Annotated in this window: 13 protein-coding genes, 2 pseudogenes and 1 riboswitch; of the genes and pseudogenes, 12 read left to right on the top strand and 3 right to left on the bottom strand. The window is 67.5% G+C overall.

The window, feature by feature from the left end:
* Nucleotides 1-108: 108 nt before the first annotated feature.
* Nucleotides 109-217, top strand: a riboswitch (TPP riboswitch).
* Between the two features lie 80 nt (nucleotides 218-297).
* From thiC to AC6CH2_RS21840, 6 genes and pseudogenes are all read left to right on the top strand, one after another.
* Nucleotides 298-2,175, top strand: coding sequence for a phosphomethylpyrimidine synthase ThiC (gene thiC / locus AC6CH2_RS21865; protein WP_498271057.1), 1,878 nt, complete (start codon nucleotides 298-300; stop codon nucleotides 2,173-2,175).
* 425 nt (nucleotides 2,176-2,600) lie between these two features.
* On the top strand, nucleotides 2,601-3,287 hold the full coding sequence (locus tag AC6CH2_RS21860) for an ion channel (protein WP_498271056.1): 687 nt from the start codon (nucleotides 2,601-2,603) through the stop codon (nucleotides 3,285-3,287).
* Nucleotides 3,288-3,552: 265 nt separating this feature from the next.
* Nucleotides 3,553-5,862, top strand: coding sequence for a winged helix-turn-helix domain-containing protein (locus AC6CH2_RS21855; RefSeq protein ID WP_498271055.1), 2,310 nt, complete (start codon nucleotides 3,553-3,555; stop codon nucleotides 5,860-5,862).
* A gap of 143 nt (nucleotides 5,863-6,005) precedes the next feature.
* Nucleotides 6,006-6,854 (top strand): annotated as a pseudogene (locus tag AC6CH2_RS21850) (helix-turn-helix domain-containing protein); the annotation flags it as partial.
* Between the two features lie 710 nt (nucleotides 6,855-7,564).
* Nucleotides 7,565-10,486, top strand: coding sequence for a TonB-dependent receptor plug domain-containing protein (locus tag AC6CH2_RS21845; RefSeq protein ID WP_498271054.1), 2,922 nt, complete (start codon nucleotides 7,565-7,567; stop codon nucleotides 10,484-10,486).
* 57 nt (nucleotides 10,487-10,543) lie between these two features.
* Nucleotides 10,544-10,798, top strand: a complete 255-nt coding sequence (locus AC6CH2_RS21840; RefSeq protein WP_498271053.1) for a hypothetical protein — start codon at nucleotides 10,544-10,546, stop codon at nucleotides 10,796-10,798.
* Between the two features lie 351 nt (nucleotides 10,799-11,149).
* Here AC6CH2_RS21840 and ppa read toward each other — a convergent pair whose 3' ends face one another.
* The gene (gene ppa, locus AC6CH2_RS21835) at nucleotides 11,150-11,704 is read right to left on the bottom strand and encodes an inorganic diphosphatase (RefSeq protein ID WP_031370347.1); all 555 of its coding nucleotides are present in this window, start codon (nucleotides 11,702-11,704) and stop codon (nucleotides 11,150-11,152) included.
* Nucleotides 11,705-12,044: 340 nt separating this feature from the next.
* On the opposite strand from ppa, the gene AC6CH2_RS21830 reads away from it, so the two are divergent.
* The 4 genes from AC6CH2_RS21830 to AC6CH2_RS21815 all read left to right on the top strand — a co-directional run bounded on the left by AC6CH2_RS21830 (nucleotide 12,045) and on the right by AC6CH2_RS21815 (nucleotide 16,073).
* Entirely contained in the window at nucleotides 12,045-13,037 is a 993-nt protein-coding gene (locus AC6CH2_RS21830; protein ID WP_498271052.1) for a sterol desaturase family protein, read from the top strand.
* A complete protein-coding gene (locus AC6CH2_RS21825; RefSeq protein WP_498271051.1) occupies nucleotides 13,034-13,537 on the top strand; it encodes a discoidin domain-containing protein in 504 nt (167 codons plus the stop codon). Before AC6CH2_RS21830 ends, AC6CH2_RS21825 begins: the two co-directional genes overlap by 4 nt.
* A gap of 121 nt (nucleotides 13,538-13,658) precedes the next feature.
* A complete protein-coding gene (locus tag AC6CH2_RS21820) occupies nucleotides 13,659-15,200 on the top strand; it encodes a M91 family zinc metallopeptidase (protein WP_498271050.1) in 1,542 nt (513 codons plus the stop codon).
* A 198-nt stretch (nucleotides 15,201-15,398) separates the two neighbouring features.
* Nucleotides 15,399-16,073, top strand: coding sequence for a hypothetical protein (locus AC6CH2_RS21815; protein WP_498271049.1), 675 nt, complete (start codon nucleotides 15,399-15,401; stop codon nucleotides 16,071-16,073).
* Nucleotides 16,074-16,163: 90 nt separating this feature from the next.
* Here the strand turns inward: AC6CH2_RS21815 and AC6CH2_RS21810 are convergent, their stop codons facing one another.
* Together AC6CH2_RS21810 and AC6CH2_RS21805 are read right to left on the bottom strand one after the other, a co-directional pair.
* Nucleotides 16,164-16,679: an OmpA family protein gene (locus tag AC6CH2_RS21810; protein ID WP_498271091.1), complete on the bottom strand. Its 516-nt coding sequence runs from the start codon at nucleotides 16,677-16,679 to the stop codon at nucleotides 16,164-16,166.
* Nucleotides 16,680-16,691: 12 nt separating this feature from the next.
* Nucleotides 16,692-18,716 (bottom strand): annotated as a pseudogene (locus AC6CH2_RS21805) (sodium-translocating pyrophosphatase); the annotation flags it as partial.
* A gap of 610 nt (nucleotides 18,717-19,326) precedes the next feature.
* On the opposite strand from AC6CH2_RS21805, the gene AC6CH2_RS21800 reads away from it, so the two are divergent.
* Nucleotides 19,327-19,518, top strand: coding sequence for a hypothetical protein (locus tag AC6CH2_RS21800; protein WP_435394744.1), 192 nt, complete (start codon nucleotides 19,327-19,329; stop codon nucleotides 19,516-19,518).
* A 215-nt stretch (nucleotides 19,519-19,733) separates the two neighbouring features.
* Entirely contained in the window at nucleotides 19,734-20,249 is a 516-nt protein-coding gene (locus AC6CH2_RS21795; RefSeq protein ID WP_498271090.1) for a hypothetical protein, read from the top strand.
* The last annotated feature ends 31 nt before the right edge of the window (nucleotides 20,250-20,280 follow it).

Here is a 20,280-nt window from a genome sequence, read left to right as displayed (position 1 = left end):
CCGAACCCTAGCCGGCCCGGCCGCGGCGGGCAATCGGCGGATTGCGCCTGCGCGGAACTGCCGCGGCCCGCCCGGATTGGCGCCGTCGCCGGTTTCCATGTCTAATGCGCGTTGAAGCGGGGGTACCGCCGACGGCCTGAACGGCCCGGTGGTTGAGACAGACCCTTCGAACCTGATGCGGTTGAGACCGCCGTAGGGAAGCTTCGCCGGAGGCGCCGCGGGCGCGTCCGCGCGCCGCCCGCTTCGTCCCGGCTCGAATGAGCCAAGCTCAAAGAGCTATCCACAGGACGAACTCCGATGAATGCGGTGCCCAGCGAACTGATCCAGCAAGCCGAGAAGCTGTCGGCTGACGTCACCCGCCCGATCCCCGGCTCGCGCAAGATCCACGTGCAAGGCTCGCGCCCGGACCTGCAAGTGCCGATGCGCGAGATTGCGCTGGCGCGCACCCCGACCATCTTCGGCGGCGAAGACAATGCGCCGCTGGCGGTCTACGACACCTCGGGCATCTACACCGATACCGGCGCGGTCATCGACCTCGCCGCCGGCCTGGCGCCGCTGCGCGCCGCCTGGATCGCCGAACGCGGCGACACCGAGGCGCTGGGCGGCCTGTCCTCGGAGTTCGGCCGCAAGCGCGAGCACGACCCCAAGCTGGCGCACGTGCGTTTCGGCAACCGGCCGCTGCCGCGCCGGGCCGTCGCAGGCGCCAACGTCACCCAGATGCATTACGCGCGCCGCGGCATCGTCACCCCGGAAATGGAATACATCGCGATCCGCGAGAACCAGCGCCTGGAAGCGATCCGCGAAGACCATCTGCTGATCCAGCACCCGGGCCAGAGCTTCGGCGCGAACATCCAGAAGATCATCACCCCGGAATTCGTCCGCGACGAAGTCGCGCGCGGCCGCGCCATCATCCCGAACAACATCAATCACCCGGAAAGCGAGCCGATGATCATCGGCCGCAACTTCCTGACCAAGGTCAACGCCAACATCGGCAACAGCGCGGTGTCCTCGGGCATCGCCGAGGAAGTCGAGAAGCTGGTGTGGTCGATCCGCTGGGGCGCCGACACGGTCATGGACCTGTCGACCGGCAAGCACATCCACGAAACCCGCGAGTGGATCATCCGCAACTCGCCGGTGCCGATCGGCACGGTGCCGATCTACCAGGCGCTGGAAAAAGTCGACGGCCGCGCCGAAGAGCTCAACTGGGAGATCTTCCGCGACACCCTGATCGAGCAGGCCGAGCAGGGCGTGGACTACTTCACCATCCACGCCGGGGTGCTGCTGCGCTACGTGCCGCTGACCGCCAAGCGCGTGACCGGCATCGTCTCGCGCGGCGGCTCGATCCTGGCCAAGTGGTGCCTGGCGCATCACAAGGAGAATTTCCTCTACACCCACTTCGAGGAAATCTGCGAAATCATGAAGGCCTACGACGTGGCCTTCTCGCTCGGCGACGGCCTGCGCCCGGGCTCGATCGCCGACGCCAACGACGCGGCCCAGTTCGGCGAGCTGGAAACCCTGGGCGAGCTGACCAAGATCGCCTGGAAGCACGATGTGCAGACCATGATCGAAGGCCCCGGCCACGTGCCGATGCAGTTGATCAAGGAAAACATGGACAAGCAGCTCGAGGTCTGCGGCGAAGCGCCGTTCTACACCCTCGGGCCGCTGACCACCGACATCGCCCCGGGCTACGACCACATCACCTCGGCGATCGGCGCGGCGATGATCGGCTGGTTCGGCACCGCCATGCTCTGCTACGTCACCCCGAAGGAGCACCTGGGCCTGCCGAACAAGCACGACGTGCGCGGAGGCCTGATGGCCTACAAAATCGCCGCCCACGCCGCCGACCTGGCCAAGGGCCATCCGGGCGCGCAGGCGCGCGACAACGCGATGAGCAAGGCGCGCTTCGAGTTCCGTTGGGAAGACCAGTTCAACCTGGGCCTCGATCCGGAGCGCGCCCGCGAGTACCACGACGAGACCCTGCCGAAGGACGCGCACAAGGTCGCCCACTTCTGCTCGATGTGCGGCCCGCACTTCTGCTCGATGAAGATCACCCAGGACGTGCGCGACTACGCCAAGGAACACGGTGTCGAGGAAACCGCCGCGCTCGACGAGGGCATGGCCGAAAAGGCCGCCGAGTTCCGCGCCCAGGGCGCCGAGGTCTACCGCCGCGCCTGATCGTCGCGGGCCGTCGAGAAAATCCGGCGCGGCGCGATGGCGTCGCGCCGGATTTCCAACATCGCGCCGCCTTTCCTGTAGGAGCGGCGTAAGCCGCGACCAACCGAAGCGTCGTACGAAAGCGCCGCAGCCGAAGTTCCGATGCGCGGATGCCCGATCTTTTGCCGTTGGGTAGGAGCGGCGCAAGCCGCGACTAACCGAAGCGTCGTACGAAAGCGTAGTAGCCGAAACCCCGAAGCCCCACGGCTCTGGTCGGATTCGATCCGGATGTTTGCCGCTTCGGATGGATTCGCGGTATTCGGCCTCTTCGGTGGGTCGCGGCTCACGCCGCTCCTGCAGGGGGACGGCCACGCGGACCGCGTTTGGCGGCACCACCCGCTCACCCCTCTGTGCGCCGCCGGCCAAGTCCTGCACACTCTCGCCGCATGAGCGAGCGCAGCTACACCTCCCTGAAATGGCGCGTCCATGCGCGACGCCATCCTTCGGCCTTCCTGCTCGCGGCGCAGCTGCTGAGCATGCTCGCCTATCCTCTGTTCGATCCGTCCGGCGGCGGGCGCGTGGTGTTCGGCGCGTTCGGCGTGCTGGTGCTGGCGCTGGCGGTGTGGGTGGTCAATCGCAGCCCGGCGATCAAGTGGATCGCGTGGATCATCGCGGTGCCGGCGTTCGGGCTGTCGGTGTTGTCGGTGCTGTTCGCCAGCCCGAGCCTGCTGATCGCCTCGTCGGCGCTGGAGGCCGCGCTGTACTTCTATGCCGCCGGCAGCCTGATCGCCTACATGATGAGCGACCACCGGGTCACCGCCGACGAGCTGTTCGCGGCCGGGGCGACCTTCACCCTGCTGGCCTGGGGCTTCGCCTATGCCTTCCTGGTCTGCCAGGCCTGGTATCCGGGCAGTTTCGTCGGCGCCGAACGCCCGGGCGAGCCGCGCACCTGGCTCGAACTGCTGTTTTTGAGCTTCACCAATCTGTCGGCGGTCGGCCTCGGCGACATCCTGCCGATGAGCCCCGCCGCGCGGGTGCTGACCATGTTCGAGCAGTTCGCCGGGGTGGGATACATCGCCGCGGTGGTATCGCGCCTGATCGGTCTGACCATCCTGCGCAACGAGCGGCGCTGAGCCGTTAACACCCCCGGGTTACAGGACCACGTGCGGCTCGCGGGCCCTTTTGGAACGATACGTTCCGGCGTTTCGGCCGGTTTCGGGCCGGCTGCGTCACTCGAACAGGCCCGGCTCAGCTTCGCGGACGCTAGAATAGGCGGTTCCAGCGCGCTTTACCGATTGCGCCATCGCGCCATGCCGGATATGTCGGTTTGTCGTCTCGCCGCCCATGCGTTCAGGCACATGACCGGCGCTAGGCGAGTGCGCATCATCAGCAGGATACATGCCGCGAATTCACGAGCCATCGTTACCGCCCCCGCCCGCCGAGCAACTGCGGGTGGGGGAGTGCCTGGTCGACATCCCCTTGCGCGAGATCCGCGCACCGGGCGCCCGTCGGCCTCGCCGCATCACGCCCAAGTCGATGGGCGTGCTGCTGGTGCTCGTCGAACACGCCGACCGCGTGGTCAGCCGCGATGCGCTGCTGACCGAGGTCTGGCCCGACACCCTGCCGACCGACGATGTGGTCACCCAGGCCATCACCCAGTTGCGCAAGGCCTTCGACGAGGACCGCGGCAACCCGCGCTACATCGAGACCATCGCCAAGAACGGCTATCGCCTGCTGGCCGAGGTCGAATGGCTGCAGCCCGAGAGCGCGCCCTCGCATAACCACGAGCCGGCCGACGAGGTCGAACTGTCGGCCGCGCCGGCGCCGATCGACGAACGCCTCGAACCGGTGCCGTTGCCGAGCAGCGCCTGGCCGCGCGGCACCTGGCGTTCGATCGTCGGCGTGATCGCGCTGGTGATCGGTCTGGTCGGCGGTCTGGTGTGGTGGTCGCTCGCGCGCCAGCCGCAATCGCCGGCGGCCGCGCCGGCGGTCGACCCGGCGCGCGCGACCAGTGCCCCGCGCCCGTACCGCCTGATCACCTCGATGCCGGGCTTCGAGCTCGCCCCGACCCTGTCGCCGGATGCGGCGATGGTGGCTTACGTGGCGATTCCCGAAGGCCAGCGCGGAACCGCGATTCTGGTCCAGACCACCGACCAGACCCCGCCGCGCCAACTGACCCAGCCCAATGGGCAGGCCGAGGACAGCGCCCCGGCCTGGTCGCCGGACGGCCGTTCGATCGCCTTCCTGCGGCTGGAGCCCGGGGTCTCGTGCCGGGTGCTGGTGATCGCCGCCAACGGCGGCGCCGAGCGCGAAGTCGGCAGCTGCGACTCGCGCAACCCGCCGACCTTCGACTGGACCGGCGACGGCCGCGGCCTGATCTTCGGCAGCATGTGGACCCCGCAGGGCATCGCCGGCATGCGCGTACTCGACCTCGCCAGCGGCGAATGGCGCGCGGTGCCCTACGAGCCCGGCGCCGGCAACCTCGACCTGTCGCCGCGGTTCTCGCCGGACGGGCGCTGGCTGGTGTTCGTGCGCAACAGCCCGCAGGGCGATTTCTGGCGCCTGCCGGCCGAGGGCGGCAAGGCCGAACGGCTCAGCCACCTCAGCGCCGACGTGCGCGGCTGGGACTGGCTGCCGGACAGCCGCAACATCCTGTTCGGGCGGATGATCGACGGCGACACCCGGATGTTCCGCCTCGACCTCGACACCGGCCAGGCCCGCGACCTCGGCATCGAGTCGGCGCAGGCGCCGGCGGTGGCGGCGGCGCGGCCGGCCGCGGCCTTCGTCCAGCGCAAGCCGTACTTCGGCCTGTTCCGGGTGGTGCTCGGCGACACTTCGCAGGGCGCGGTGCACGTGGTCGACCCGCTGTTCCCGTCCTCGGCCCGCGACATCCTGCCGACCATCGCCCCGGACGCGCACCAGATCGTATTCGTCTCCGACCGCTCCGGCAGCACTCAGCTGTGGTGGGCCGACATGGACCAGCCCGACTCGCTGCGCATGCTCCAGGGCGTGCAGCCCGGCACCCGCTATGCGCCGTCGTGGTCCGGCGACAGCACCCGGGTGACCGTAGTCGGGCCGGACGCGGAAGGCCGCAACGTGGTCTACGAGATCGTCCCGGCCAGCGGCCGCGTGACCCGCCTGCCGGTACCGCTGTCAGACCCGATCCAGGCGGTACAGCTGCCCGATCCGCATCGCCTGCTGGTCCTGGCCGGCACCGGCGACGGCCGGCTGAGCCTGAATCTGTTCGACCGCCGGCTGAGCCCTTGGCGGCTGCTGGCCCAACTGGCCGACGTGTCCGAGGTGCGGGTCGACGGCGCGCGCAACCGCCTGTTGTTCACTCGCCAAACCGAGGCCGGGCTGTGGCAGTCGGACCTGGATCTGGCGCCGGCCAGCGTGCGTCGCATCGACGACGGAGAACCCGTCGCCGACCGTTACCGGCTATGGGACGTCGCCACCGAGACCGGCGAGCTGCGCTATCTCGACCAGCAGCCGACCTGTCTGTCGTTGCTGCGCCGGATCGCCTCGCCCGAACTGCCGCCGTCGGTCCTGTGCCTGGACCAGAGCCGCCGCTCGGCCATCAACGGATTCAGCCTGAGTCCGCGCGGCGATGCCGTTTATCTGGCCCTGGCCAAGTGGGACGGCGCTGATATCGGTTACATGGACTTGCCCGAAGAGCCGAAGACCTTTGTGCCCGGCTGGCTCAACTGATTGATTTTTCTTAAAAATGTGCTTTCGGAAAAGCTTCGGTTGTGACGTCGTTCCGAATTCGCCTAACTCTCCGTCAAATTTCTGAAGTCGCGCGCCGGAGTTAGGCAAAACAACACCTCATTCTCGGCACATGAGGTGGACCAATGGAGCAAGCATTGTGGGCGGATCGCGGACAGCTGCTGCAGCTGGACGGTCAGGATCCCGCCGTTCAGGCCAGTTGCGTCGGCGTCTCCCGTCTCGGCAGCGCCCAGCTGTCGGGCGCGCATTTCTCGATCTGGGTCCAGCTGCGCGGCAGCTCCTGGGTCGAAGCCAAGGAAGGTAAGTTCCGGCTCAAGCGCGGCGACTGGATCGCGTTCGAGCGCGACTCCAAGCCGGTCCTGCAGGCCGACCGCTACGGTGTCTGCATCGGCCTGAACCTGACTGCCGAGGCGATCAAGGCCATGGCACGGCTCGCCGAGTGCAACCTGTACGCCGGCCGCGGCCACATGAGCCGCCACGACGCCCGTATCGCCCTGCGCCTGTGGCGCCAGGCCCATGCCCGCAACGGCGAGGCCGACGGCGGCCTGGACATCAACGCCCTGCGCCCGATCCTGTTGCACCTGGCCGGTGTCCAGCGCGAGCTGACCGCGCGCATCCAGCGCTGCCCGGGCCGCTCGCGCAGCCGCAAGCGACAGGTGTTCGGCCGTCTGCAGCGCGCCCGCCTGTACCTGGAAGGCAACTGCGACCGGGTGGTGCGGATCAGCGAGCTGGCCGAGCTGACCAGCTTCTCGAGCTGGTACTTCTCCAAGACCTTCCACAGTCTGTACGAGGAGAGCCCGCAGGCGGCGTCGGCGCGCATGCGCCTGGAGCACGCGGCCGATCTGCTCAAGAACACCTCGATGATGATCGGCGAGGTCGCCGCGGCCAGCGGTTTCGACAATTGCTGCAGTTTCGCCCGCGCCTTCCGCGCACGCTTCGGCACCTCGGCGACGCGTTACCGTAGCGCCGCCGCCGGCGCCAAGCTGGAAGCGGTCCAGCTGAAATCGGCCCAGTCGAAGGCAGCTCAGCTGAAATCGATCCAGCCGAAGTCGGCTGAGTTGGAAACGGCGAAGCCGGCAGCCGAGCCCCTGCGCAAGGCCGCGTGACCGCGGTCATCGCGGGCCGGCAGGTCGGCGTGCGCGGCATCGAATACCGCAACATCGCAACAGATAATCAGGACGACCGCTGAAGTTTCGAATGCGCGCCGCGCGCGCATCGAAACTTCGGCGAGGATCGTGGCTACGGCCGCGAGCGCAGGGCTAGCCCGGCACGATCGCCGCACGCGATCTCCCAGCACGCAGCCCCATCTCGATTTCTTTCTCCAGCAACCCGCGCTGAATCGTTGCGCGGCGATTCGCGTCGCGTACGGCGTTCCGATGCGGCGCGAATTCATCGATCGTTCATGCCGAGCGCATCGACAGCATCGGCAAATATTTCGGTCGTCGCGCGCCAACGCATGCATGGCAAGAGTGCAGCGTGGCATCGACAGGCCGCGCGAATTCGCTCGCGAACGAGGCAACGCGTTTTCATCGGCGCTTGATTGCGTGGCTGCGTTGTGACCACGACCGCGACGACTCAATCGGCAAAGTCTCCCGGCCTCAAGGGCAAAGCACCAGCGGCGTTCGGGTCGTACTTTTGCAAAGCGTTTTAACACGCCCATAACGAGATTACTGGAGAGAGATAGATGAACCATCGCAGTCTGCGCCCCGCGGCGCGGTACGGCTTGCTGCCGTCCGCCATCGCTACGGCGTTAGTGTCGGCCCTGATCCCGGCGATCGCTGGCGCACAGGAAGCCGACGCCTCCAATCAGGCCACCACCACCCTCGACCGCATCGAAGTCACCGGTTCGCGCATCCGTCAGGCGAACCTGGAAACCTCGCAGCCGGTCGTCACGATGACGCGCGCCGACATCCAGAAGCAGGGCTTCACGAGCGTCGCGGACATCGTCCAGAACATCACCGCCACCGGTTCGCCGGCGATCTCGCGCGCCGACGCGCTGGCGTCGGGCGAAGACGTGGGCGGCCAGTACGTCGATCTGCGCAACCTCGGCCCGCAGCGCACCCTGGTGCTGATCGACGGCAAGCGCATGGGCATCAGCTCCAGCGGTTACTCCGACCTGGCGGCGATCCCGAGCTCGATCGTCGAGCGCATCGAAGTCCTCACCGACGGCGCTTCGGCGCTGTACGGTTCGGACGCGATCGCCGGCGTGGTCAACATCATCACCCGCAAGCGTTTCGACGGCCTCGAAGCCAGCGCCTACCTGGGCCAGTACGGCCAGGGCGACGGCAACAAGGAAGTCTATAACTTCGTCGTCGGCCAGACCGGCGAGCGCGGTTCGGTGACCTTGGGCGCCGAGTACAGCAAGGAAGATCCGGTCATGGCCCGCGATCGCGCCTTCACTCGCTACCCGAACGGTCGTGGCCATCCGGTCCCGGACATCGGCCCGGACGGCATCCGCACCAACGGCTGGAGCGGCATCAACCAGTGGGGCACCCTGTTCGACGACGCCGGCAACGGGCTGACCGCGAACCGTGGCACCACCGACACTTCGAACATCGCGAACTTCCACGCGACGAACCCGCTGACCGACTACGCCAACGCCAACGAGCAGATGTATCTGTCGACCGGCCTGGAGCGTCGTTCGGTGTTCGCCAACGCCGAGTTCGACATCACCGACAATCTGCGCGCCAAGGCCGACGTCCTGTACACGGACCGCGAAGCCGTCCAGCAGATCGCCGGCTATCCGTTCCGTTCCACCGGTTTCCGCGACCGCTACGAAGGCGACCTCAGCCTGAAGGCCGGCAGCGCATTCAACCCGTTGGGTTATGACGCCGACTTCTACCGCCGTGGCTGGGAAGTCCCGCGCCAGACCAAGTCCGAGCTGACCACCTACCGCTTCAGCGGCGGCCTGGAGGGTTCGTTCGAACTGGCCGGCAAGCCGTGGGATTGGGACGCCGGTTACATGTACAACCAGAACAAGGGCGTCAAGACCGGCACCGGCAATCTGTACCTGCCGCACGCCGAGAAGGCCCTGGGCCCGTCGTTCATCGACGCGGGCGGCGTGGCCCGTTGCGGCACCGCAGCCAACCCGATCGCCGACTGCCTGGCCTGGAACCCGCTGCTGGGTCCGGACGTCAACGCACCGGGTTCGTTGAACAACAAGGATCTGCAGAAGTACCTGTACCTGCCGACCCACGACACCTCGACCACCAAGACCGAGGTCTACAGCCTCAACCTCAGCGGCGTGCTCGCTGCGCTGCCGGCGGGCGACCTCGGCCTGGCGGCCGGCTACGAGCACCGCAAGGAATCGGCGCACTACTCGCCGGACGCCCTGCTGCAGTCGGGCCTGAGCACCGACCTGGCCGGTAGCGAAACCCAGGGCGGCTACTCGCTCGACGAGTTCTACGTCGAACTCGCCGTGCCGGTGCTGGCCGATGTGGCCTTCGCGAAGGAACTGTCGTTCAGCCTCGCCGGCCGTTACTCGGACTACAACACCTTCGGCGACACCACCAACGGCAAGTTCAGCCTGAAGTGGAAGCCGATCGACGACCTGCTGGTCCGCGGCACCTACGCGACGGGCTTCCGCGCGCCGACCGTGGCCGACCTGTACGGCGGCGTCAGCGAGAGCTTCGACAACTACACCGATCCCTGCGACACGCTGTTCGGCTCGGCCGTGCGTAACCCGCAGGTCGCCGCGCGTTGCGGCGGCGTGGTCCCGGCGAACTTCCGCCAGGTCGCCTCCGGCGGTCGTCCGGCCACCGGTCCGAACGCTCAGTCCGACAGCGCGTTCCTGTCCGGCTCGAACCCGGATCTGATGCCGGAAACCTCGAAGTCGACCAGCATCGGTTTCGTCTACAGCCCGAGCTACGTCAGCGGCCTCGACATCAGCCTGGACTGGTGGAAGATCAAGATCGACGACGTCATCGCGGCTGAAACCGTCACCTCGATCCTCAACAACTGCTACGTCCTCGGCATCGACTCGGCCTGCGGCCGCTTCGTGCGCGACGGCGAAGGCCAGGTCGTGGGCGTGACCCGCAACCTGATCAACGGCGGTTACCAGGAAACGGCCGGTTACGACCTCGGCATCGCCTACCGTCTGATGGACACCCGCTTCGGCAACTTCTCGTTCACCTGGAAGACGACCTACGTCGACTACCTGGAATACAAGCGCGACGGCGAGTCCACCACTCCGGTCGAGCAGCGTACGAGCTGGGTCGCCGACGGCGGCAGCAACTTCCGCGTGCGTTCGAACTTGAACGCCGACTGGAGCTACGGCGACTTCGGCGCGAGCTGGGGCATGCGTTACTACTCCGGCCTGAAGGAAGAGTGCTCGTACGACCTGGACGGCGGCGCGGAATGCGACAAGCCGAACTACCAGTCGAGCTACAAGGGCATCCAGCCGATTCGCGAAGTGGGCGGCAACACCTTCCACGACGTGCAGGTCCGCTACAACACCCCGTGGAACGCCACGGTGGCGCTGGGCGCGAACAACGTGTTCGACCACGTCGGCCAGACCATGTACAGCCAGCCGAACAGCAGCTTCTCGTACAACGGCAGCTTCGACATCGGTCGCTTCGTCTACATGAAGTACACGCAGCGCTTCTGATAAGCGTCAAGTAGTACCGCCATACGACTACGGCCCCGAAAGGGGCCGTAGTTCTTTGTGGTGGAAGCGGTCGATGAGGTTGCGGCCATTGGTTCTCGCCGATTGTTGGAAGAGCGAGAAATGGAGAAAGAGGCGAGTGTTGTGAGCCGGCGCTTTTGGAAAGAGCAGAAAGTAGCTGCCTTTGTGGCTATCGCGGGCGGGCTGCCCTTCTGGTTTGGCTACGGTTTGTTTAAAGGGATGTTGTTCGCCTTGCTCGTTATGGCGGTTCAGCAGCTGCCGATCCTTTTCGATTGGTTGAAAGGGCGTGAATAGTGCAGTGCGAGTTGGGCTTGAAGGGCAAGAATCGAGAGCGATGCCATGACACTTCGACACTTCGACACTTGGCTGGTACCGAGATCTTTCTGTCCTTGGTGGCTGTGTTTACGACGGTGGTTTATTGCTTCATGCACGATCTGGAGACCGCGGCCTATGCATTTTTGGCCGGGGGCTTAGCCGTTCTTGCTCTCGGGAAGACCTGCTCGAATCAAAAGAGGAAGGCGTTGACTGCGGTAACGGCGTGGCCCTCGAATCGGCTTCAGGCTCGCCAGGGAGCCAACGGTGCCTCGCCGCAAAGCGAAAGGCCGCCCGAAGGCGGCCTTTGTTTGATGCAGAACCGAGTACCGATCAGAACTTCGGCTTGTCTTCCTCCGAGGTGGCCGCGTAGCGCTCGATGGCTTCGACCAGGATCTTCTTGGCTTCCTCGGCATTGCCCCAACCGTCGAGCTTGACCCACTTGCCCTTCTCCAGGTCCTTGTAGTGCTCGAAGAAGTGGCCGATGCGCTCGAGCCAGTGCGGGCTGACCTGTTCGATGTCGTGGATGTGGCTGTAGCCGGCGAAGACCTTGTCGACCGGCACGGCGAGCAGCTTTTCGTCGCTGCCGGCTTCGTCGGACATCTTCAGCACGGCCACCGGACGGCAGCGGATCACCGAGCCCGGGATCAGCGGCAGCGGCAGGATCACCAGCACGTCGGCCGGATCGCCGTCGCCGCAGACGGTGTGCGGGACGTAGCCGTAGTTGCAGGGATAGCGCATCGGGGTCGACAGGATGCGGTCGACGAAGATGGCGCCGGAGGACTTGTCGACCTCGTACTTGACCGGCTCGGCATCCTTCGGGATTTCGATGATGACGTTGATCTCGTGCGGCGGATTCTTGCCGGTGGAAACGAGGTCCAGACCCATGTGTGCTCCGACTGCTGTGGCCCGCCAGAAGGCGGGCGGTGAAAGAAGATGGGCCATTCTACGCGGCCGGGTGCTGCGTTGCAGCACGAGGCGGGAACCAGCCCGGCGCGGCGCCAGCCGGCGCGTAAACGGTCAATCGGCGGCAAAGCACTGACTTCGTGCGCCGAACGGCAGTGAACGGGCCACCGTCGCGAGGGCGGTCGGGCGGCGATCCGCGCCGCGTCCAAACAGGTCCAGGCCTTGTCCAACGCTCGCCGGGCGGGTTCGGCCCGGCGCGCTTGCCGCTCCCGTCGGTCGGTGTTAATCCTGAATTTAGATCGAGATAAATTCGGGGGCGGCGATGGCGTGGTGGGGCTATGTCGAGCAGGAGCTGATCGGTTTCTTCGGCCTGGGGGCCTTGTTGAAGTTGCTGGCCGAGCAAGGCTACCGGGCTTTGCTCAGTGCCGACGGTGCCGCCGCCCTGCTGTATCCGGTCATCCCGATCCTGCTGGTCTACGAACTGCTGCGGACCGTGGCCCAGCGCCGGTTCAAGCTCGAGGACTACAAACTCCCTTTCCTCACCCTGCTGGCCAACCGGCTGATCTCGACTTTCCTGACCTTCGGGGTGGTCACCCTGTGCATCGGCCTGTTCCAGCCGTATGCGCCGTTCCAGGTCGGGATCGGCGTGCCCGGGTTGATCTACGGCTACCTGGTCTGGGAGTTCGCCCACTTCGTCTATCACTACCTCGCCCACAAAGTGCGCCTGCTGTGGTGCCTGCACTCGACCCATCACGCGCCGGTGGCGATGAATCTGTCGGTCAACTACGCCCATCTGTTCCTGGAGGCGCCTTACGCCGACCTGGTGCGGACCACGATCTGCATCCTGGCCGGGGTAGAGCCGCCGCTGCTGTTGCTGATCATGTTCGTCGACGGGCTGTGGGGGCAGTTCATCCACCTGGGCGAGCACGCGCTCAAGGACGGGCGCCTCGGGGCGCTGCACCGGCTGATCCTGACCCCGGCGCACCACCGCGTGCATCACGCCCGCAACGCGGTCTACATGGACACGAATTTCTGCAACCTGCTCAATGTCTGGGACCGGGTGTTCCGTACGTACCAGCCACAGCGCGACGACGTGCGGATCGAGTACGGCATCACCCGGCCGCTGAAACCCGGCAGTTTTTTCGATGCCTATCTCGGCGAGTTCGTCGCCCTGTCGCGCGACATCGCCGGCGCGCCCGGATGGAAAAACAAACTGCTGTACCCGCTCATGCCGCCGGGCTGGAGCCACGACGGCGAGCACAAGACCGCGCAGGTCGGCAAACGCGCGTGGCTCGCGCAACGGGGGGCGCCATGAGGCGCGGGGCGGTCGTCGCGTGGCTGCTGTTCGCCGCGTGCGGGCCGGTCGCGCCGGCGGCGAGCGGCGAGCCCGCGCCAGCCAATCTGGCTCTGCATCGCCCGGCCACCGGCTCGGCGATCTGCAAGCCCGGCGAGGAAGCGGAGAAAGCGGTCAACGGCCTGCTCGCCAGCAAGACCCACGACAAGTTCTGTTCGCTGCAGCGGCCGGCCTGGCTGCGCATCGACCTGCAAGCCCAGCGCGAATTGCGCGGCTTCACCGTCAAGCACGCCCAGGCCGGCGGCGAAGCGGCGGCGATGAACACCCGCGCGTTCGCGCTGTCGGTGTCCGACGACGGCGCGCGCTGGCGGCAGGTGGCGAAGGTCGACGACAACGTCGATAGCGTCAGCGTGCATCGCATCGCGCCGACCCGGGCGCGTTATGTGCGCCTGGACGTGACCCAGCCGGCGCAGAACCCGGCCGATCCGGCCACCCCCATCTACGAACTGGAGGCCTGGTGAGCGCCAGGCCTGGCTGCCGAACCGCTCCTGGGGACGACCCTAGCTTGGGTACGCCCTAGCTTGGATGCGGCCATACGTCTGCGTATCTAGGAGGCTCGTACTCTTTCCACGCAGGCCTGCCATGTCCGTACAGCTCGACGCCACCCGTTCCGCGCCGCCGGTCGACTCTTACTGGAACGACCCGGTCGCCGCCGATCCGAACCGGCTGGCCGAGCCGCAGTCGCCGGCGATCGAACCGACGATCGCCGAGGCGGGCAACCCGACGATCGCCAATCCGGGGCTGGACGAGGCGGTGGCGATCGACGGCAGCGACACCAACCCGCAGCAGCGCAGCGAGGGCCGCACGCCCGACGGCAAGACCGTGCAGATCGATCCGCTGCACCGGGGCGCCGAGGTCTCGATCGCGCGCGAGCAGACCCTGGCCGATGCCGGCCTGGGTCGCAGCTACGTCAGCAGCGACCAGGTCGTGCTGACCACCGGTACCAAGAACGACGACGTGCAGATCACTCAGCGCGACGACGGCACCCTCGACGTCGGCATCAACGGCGAGAAGTACGAGGTGCGCCTGGGCGAGAACCAGGAGCTGACGATCCGCAGCGGCGCCGGCAACGACACCATCAACGTCGCCCCGAACGTGAAGGTGAACATCGTCGTCGACGGCGGCGCCGGCGACGACGCGATCAGCACCGGCGCCGGCAGCGATCGCATCGACGCCGGCCTCGGCAACGACGTGGTCTCCACCGGTGCCGGCCGCGACGATGTATTCGGCAACAGCGGCGACGACCGTCTCGATGGCGGCGACGGCGACGACGTGGTTTATGGCGGCGACGGCGCCGACACGCTCGGCGGCGGCAGCGGGGTGGACTTCCTCGAAGGCGGCCGGGGCGGCGACACGCTCGACGGCGGCGCCGGCAAGGACATGCTGTCGGGCGGCCTCGACGACGACACCTTGCGCAGCGGCGACGGCGACGATGCGGTCTACACCGGCGCCGGCCGGGACACGGTCGACAACGGCGGCGGGAACGACACCGTGTACGCGCAGCAGGCCAGCGACCTCGTCAATGCCGCCACCGGAGCGCGCAACACCGTGATCAACGTCGAGATCAGCGCCAGCAAGGGCGTGACCATCGAGGGTTCGGACGCATTCAAGCAGCGCGTCGGCGCGGAGATCGAGTTCCTGCGCAGCTCGCCGAACGGACAGCAGATGCTGGCCGAATTCGACCGGGCCGCCGCGCGCGGCAACAGCGTGACCATCAAGGAACTGGCCAACGAACAAAACGGCTACGCCCAGACCTTCAGCAACGACGCCGACATCGTCAACGGCAAGCCGGGCGCCGGCGGCGACGTGCAGATCAGCTACAACCCCTCGTTCCACCTGGCCGAGTTCCCGGCCCCGGTGGTGGTGCTGTATCACGAGATGTCGCACGCCTACAACGGCGTCACCGGCACCTTCCAGCCGGGCACTTATCAGGGCACCGGACCCGACGACGGCCGCGTGCCGAACGCCGAGCGTCAGGCGGTGGGCCTGGAGACCAGCGCACCCGCTTACGATTTCGACGGCGACCCCGCTACGCCCAAGACCACTGCCAATCCCGATCATCTGACCGAGAACGGTATCCGCGGCGAACTCGGGCTGCCGGATCGGCCGAGTTATGCGTTCTGACCGCGCGGCCTTCCGCACATCGTGACGAGGGGCTCTGGGGAGACAGGCGGGCAGCCCGCGTTCAGCGGGCTGCCCGGTTTTGTCCGGGAGGTTTTGTCTAGGATTGGCGGACGTTGTCATTCCTGATGGCGCGCGGGCCGTGGCGGCCGTGATGATCCGTCCCCTGCGCCGCCCCTTCTTTTCGACACGAGTGCCGGCATGACCTCGACGATGTACCCTCGTTACGCCTGCATTCGCCGCTTGCTGGTGTGTTCGCTGGCGCTCGCCGCGATCGCCTGCGCGCATGCGCAACCTTCCTCATCCGCGGAGCCCGACCCCATGCCTGCTGACCGCGCTTCGGACGCCGCTCGTACCGCGAAGGTGCAGGGTCACGGTGTCGCGCTCGAAGCGGAGTTCGATTATGCGGCCTCCAAGCGGGTGTTGACGGTTGCGTACCGCCTGCACAACCAAGGCGATATGCCGCTGGCCGTGTTCGACCGCGGCGACCGTCACGCGGTGGCGACGGGGCGGCAGACCGCCGGCGCGATCGCCGCGCCGGCTTGGCGGATGGAGGGAGGCGATGTGTCGTTGAGCCACGCCGCTGCGCCGTTGCCGAATCCGGCGCCGGTTTCGCCGCCGACGCCGTTGGCGGTCCGGGTAGACGCGGGTGCGCAGACCGCCGGGCGTTTCGAGTTCGCGCTGCCCGGCCTCGATGCGCCGAAGCGGTTGCGCTGGTGCCTCGGTGTGGCGGCGTTCGAAGACCGGGATTTCGCCGCGCCGCAAAGTGTCGGCGGGACCGAAGTCTGGCGCGCTTCGTTCGCGGTAGTCGAGCGGCAGCAACTTCTGTGCACACCGTGGTTCGACGTAGCGGCGAACGGGTTCGCGGCGCGCTGAGCCGCCCGGTTGCCGGATGCACCCGAGCTTCGGGACGCAAAAGAAAACGGCGGCCGAGGCCGCCGTTTTCCGTTCGAGACGGTGCCGGACTTATTCGACCTTCACCTCCACCCGCCGCGCTTCCTCGGCGCTGCCGCCGCCGGTGGTGACCGTCGGTTTGTCGAGAACGATGCGGTCCTGGCCGATACCCTGCGATTCCAGCCAGCGCTGCACCGCTTGCGCGCGCTGCTTGGCCAGCTCGGCGTTGCTCGCGGCATTGCCCGACTCGTCGTGGAAACCGGAGATGCGCGCCTTCGTCGAGGGCTCGGCTTTCAGCGCGGCGACCACGCCGGCCAGGTCGGCCCCGGCGGTGGCCGGCGGCGTCGCCGAATCGACCCCGAAGTAGAGCTTGGCGGTGCCGGCGGCCGCCGCGGCCGATGCGCTGTCGGTGGACTCGACCGCGGCCGATGCCTCGGTGCCGGTCGAGCCCGCTGCGGTGGAATCGGCTCCAGTGGAAGCCGCTCCAGTTGAATCCGCTCCGCTCGAAGCCACCGGCCCGCCGACGTCGGTCGCCGGCGCGGTCAGCACGACTTCGCCGACACCGTGCGCGGCGCCCGCGGTGCCCATGCCGTTCACCGGCAGCAGCGGCACCAGCAGCAGGGCGACGATGTTGATGATCTTGATCAGCGGATTGATCGCCGGGCCGGCGGTGTCCTTGTACGGGTCGCCGACGGTGTCGCCGGTGACCGCGGCCTTGTGCGCTTCCGAACCCTTGCCGCCGTGGTGGCCGTCCTCGATGTACTTCTTGGCGTTGTCCCAGGCGCCGCCGCCGGTGGTCATCGAGATGGCCACGAACAGGCCGGTGACGATGGTGCCGATCAGCAAGCCGCCGAGCGCCTTCGGCCCGAGCAGCAGGCCGACCACCACCGGCACCGCGACCGGCAGCAGGGACGGCACGATCATTTCCTTGATCGCCGACTTGGTCAGCATGTCCACGGCCTTGTCGTACTGCGGCTTGCCGGTGCCTTCCATGATCCCGGGAATGTCGCGGAACTGGCGCCGCACTTCCTCGACCACCGCGCCGGCGGCGCGGCCGACCGCTTCCATCGCCATCGCGCCGAACAGGTAGGGGATCAGGCCGCCGATCAGCAGGCCGATGATCACCATGTGGTCGGACAGGTCGAAGTTGAACAGCACGCCCGGATGCGCGGCCTGCAGGTTGTGGGTGTAGTCGGCGAACAACACCAGCGCGGCGAGCGCGGCCGAACCGATCGCGTAGCCCTTGGTCACCGCCTTGGTGGTGTTGCCGACCGCGTCGAGCGGGTCGGTGACCGCGCGCACGTCCGAGGGCAACTCGGCCATTTCGGCGATGCCGCCGGCGTTGTCGGTGATCGGGCCGTACGCATCGAGGGCGACGATCATGCCGGCCATCGACAGCATCGACGTCGCGGCGATGGCGATGCCGTACAGGCCGCCGAGCGCATGCGAGCCCCAGATCGCCACGCACACCGCGATCACCGGCAGCGCGGTCGACTTCATCGACACGCCGAGGCCGGCGATGATGTTGGTGCCGTGACCGGTGGTGGAAGCCGCGGCGACGTGCTTGACCGGTGCGTACTGGGTGCCGGTGTAGTACTCGGTGATCCAGACGATGGCGCCGGTCAGGACCAGGCCGATCAGCGCGCAGCCGTACAGGTTGATCGCGCCGTGGCTGGCATCGCGCATCAGTTCGGTGGTGATCGGATAGAACGCGATCGCCGCGAGCACCGCCGAAACGATCACGCCCTTGTACAGGGCACCCATGATCGAGCCGCCGGCCTTCACCTTGACGAAGAACGCGCCGATGATCGAGGCGATGATCGACACGCCGCCGAGCACCAGCGGGTACAGCACGCCGTTGGCGCCGACCGTGCTGGCCATCAGGCTGCCGAGCAGCATCGTCGCGATCACCGTGACCGCGTACGTCTCGAACAAGTCGGCGGCCATGCCGGCGCAGTCGCCGACGTTGTCGCCGACGTTGTCGGCGATCACCGCCGGGTTGCGCGGGTCGTCCTCGGGGATGCCGGCTTCGACCTTGCCGACCAGGTCGGCGCCGACGTCGGCGCCCTTGGTGAAGATGCCGCCGCCGAGCCGGGCGAAGATCGAGATCAGCGAAGAGCCGAAGGCCAGGCCGACCAGGGCGTGCAGCGCTTTCTCGCCGGTCACGCCGAGCTTGGCCAGCGCCAGCCAGTAACCGGCCACGCCGAGCAGGCCCAGGCCGACCACCAGCATGCCGGTGATCGCGCCGCCGCGGAAGGCCACGTCCATCGCCGGGCCGATGCCCTTGCGCGCGGCTTCGGCGGTGCGCACGTTGGCGCGCACCGACACGTTCATGCCGATATAGCCGGCCGCGCCCGAGAGCACCGCGCCGAGCAGGAAGCCGATCGCGGTCGGCCCGCCGAGTGCGAACCAGATCAACACGAACAAGACCGCGCCGGCGATGCCGATGGTCATGTATTGGCGGTTGAGATAGGCGCGTGCGCCCTCCTGGATCGCGCCGGCGATCTCCTGCATTCGTTCGTTGCCGGCGGGTTGAGCGCTGATCCAGCGCGCGGACACGATGCCGTAAAGGATCGCGATGACGGCGCAGCCCAGCGCCAAGGTCAAACCGTACTGCTCCAGCATGAACCCCTCCCCAAATGTAGAAGTGGACATCACAGGACAACGGGTCGATCGTGTTGTGCCGCGGAAAGCTGTTGGCCGGTGTGCCGCGGAATCGCTTCTTGCGCTGATGCGTGTTGCATTGCAGCGACGCCGTGCTGCGAACACGGCGGTGTCGCGACTATCGCACACGCACTGGGCCGGTGAAACCTCGCCGCAGCGAGGCGGTGCGAGCGGCGAGGCGGCGTCGGCGGGGCTGCGACTCCAGTCACGGATCGGGTCCGGTTCGTTCCCGGGATCGACCCCGTTATGGGCTTGACCGGTGCACGCGCGCGCTGTGACGCAGCGGCTGAATACGCCCGGCGAGCGAGATCGCGGCGGCGGCGCGCACCCGCGTTCCGGCGCGTACGCCGTGGCGGAACGGCCGCGGTTTGACAGTGCCCGCGATGCGCCGTGTAGTCGGTGGCGCGCATCGCGCCGGCCAGGGAATCGCCACCCGGGGAAACGCTGAGGTTGCCGATGCGCACTGCGGGTGTCCCGCAGGGGAGTACGGATGCCGGCGTCGTCGCGACGCCGAGGTCCGTGCGCTGAGCCAAGCAAACGCTTTCCCTCGAACCTCAATCAGGAGATGTCCATGAGCAAGAAGCTGATCGCATGTTGTGTGTTCGTGTTCGGTATGGGGCTGGGCCTGACCGCCGCCGCCGGCGGCTCGAGCATCACTCCGGAAATGGCGCAGTGCATCTACGACTGCAAGCTGGCCGGCAACACCCAGACCTATTGCTGGGCGTGCTGCGTGCAGAAGCAGTGCCCCATCCCGCTGGAGTGATCGCCGCCGGCGTAAATCCGGCGGGTTGAGCCCCGGGTCGGTCGACCCGCGCGTCGGCCGCCCTTCGAGGCGGCCGGTGCGTTCGCGGTCCGGACCGCCGCCGGGCCTGTGAACGCGGCCGGCCAGGCTCCGCCTCCGGCCGGCGAGGGTTCAGCCGATGCGTGCCAGTCTGCGCCGGCCTTGTCAGACCGGAGCCGACGATGCGATTCGTCCCAGTGCTGTTCGTTTCGATCCTGTGCGCGGGCCTGCCTGCGCTCGCGATCGCCGCCCCCGCCGATCCGGCGCCCGAAATCCAGCGCGGGCCGATCCCGGCCCAGGCGGTCGCCCGCCTGCACACCCTGCGCCAGATTCCGGAAGCTTGCGCGCGGGTCGAGGGTATATTCACCGGCCAGGCCGCCGAGCCCTACAAGTTCGCGGTCGTGCGCACCAGCCCGAACTGCCAGCCGCGTGCGCGCTTCGTCGACGCCGCCAAGGCCCAGCCGTCGGAAGCGAGCGGCTGGAAATTCAACGACCTGATTCGCGTGCCCAGTGCCGCCTGCCCGCAGCAACAGGCGGTGGTGAGGATCTGGCGCAAGCCGGCTGCGGCCGCGGTGCCGCCGACCCTGGATGCGCAAGGCAAGTCGCGCCTGTACCTGCAGGACGAAAAGGAAAAGGCCGCGGCCAACAAGCTCGCCGCGGTGCCGATGTTCGCCGCGTCGATGAAGGTCGAAGGTGCGAGCTGCGGCGGCTGATCTACCACGGCGACGGGCATCGCGCGACGAG

This window comes from Lysobacter sp. GQ73 (assembly GCF_059758755.1).
This window is presented reverse-complemented; position numbering and strand designations above follow the sequence as displayed.

Coding starts and splice junctions, on each gene's coding strand:
- thiC (WP_498271057.1), top strand. CDS start 298: ATGAATGCGGTGCCCAGCGAACTGATCCAGCAAGCCGAGAAGCTGTCG.
- AC6CH2_RS21860 (WP_498271056.1), top strand. CDS start 2,601: ATGAGCGAGCGCAGCTACACCTCCCTGAAATGGCGCGTCCATGCGCGA.
- AC6CH2_RS21855 (WP_498271055.1), top strand. CDS start 3,553: ATGCCGCGAATTCACGAGCCATCGTTACCGCCCCCGCCCGCCGAGCAA.
- AC6CH2_RS21845 (WP_498271054.1), top strand. CDS start 7,565: ATGAACCATCGCAGTCTGCGCCCCGCGGCGCGGTACGGCTTGCTGCCG.
- ppa (WP_031370347.1), bottom strand. CDS start 11,704: ATGGGTCTGGACCTCGTTTCCACCGGCAAGAATCCGCCGCACGAGATC.
- AC6CH2_RS21830 (WP_498271052.1), top strand. CDS start 12,045: ATGGCGTGGTGGGGCTATGTCGAGCAGGAGCTGATCGGTTTCTTCGGC.
- AC6CH2_RS21825 (WP_498271051.1), top strand. CDS start 13,034: ATGAGGCGCGGGGCGGTCGTCGCGTGGCTGCTGTTCGCCGCGTGCGGG.
- AC6CH2_RS21820 (WP_498271050.1), top strand. CDS start 13,659: ATGTCCGTACAGCTCGACGCCACCCGTTCCGCGCCGCCGGTCGACTCT.
- AC6CH2_RS21815 (WP_498271049.1), top strand. CDS start 15,399: ATGACCTCGACGATGTACCCTCGTTACGCCTGCATTCGCCGCTTGCTG.
- AC6CH2_RS21810 (WP_498271091.1), bottom strand. CDS start 16,679: ATGGGCACCGCGGGCGCCGCGCACGGTGTCGGCGAAGTCGTGCTGACC.
- AC6CH2_RS21800 (WP_435394744.1), top strand. CDS start 19,327: ATGAGCAAGAAGCTGATCGCATGTTGTGTGTTCGTGTTCGGTATGGGG.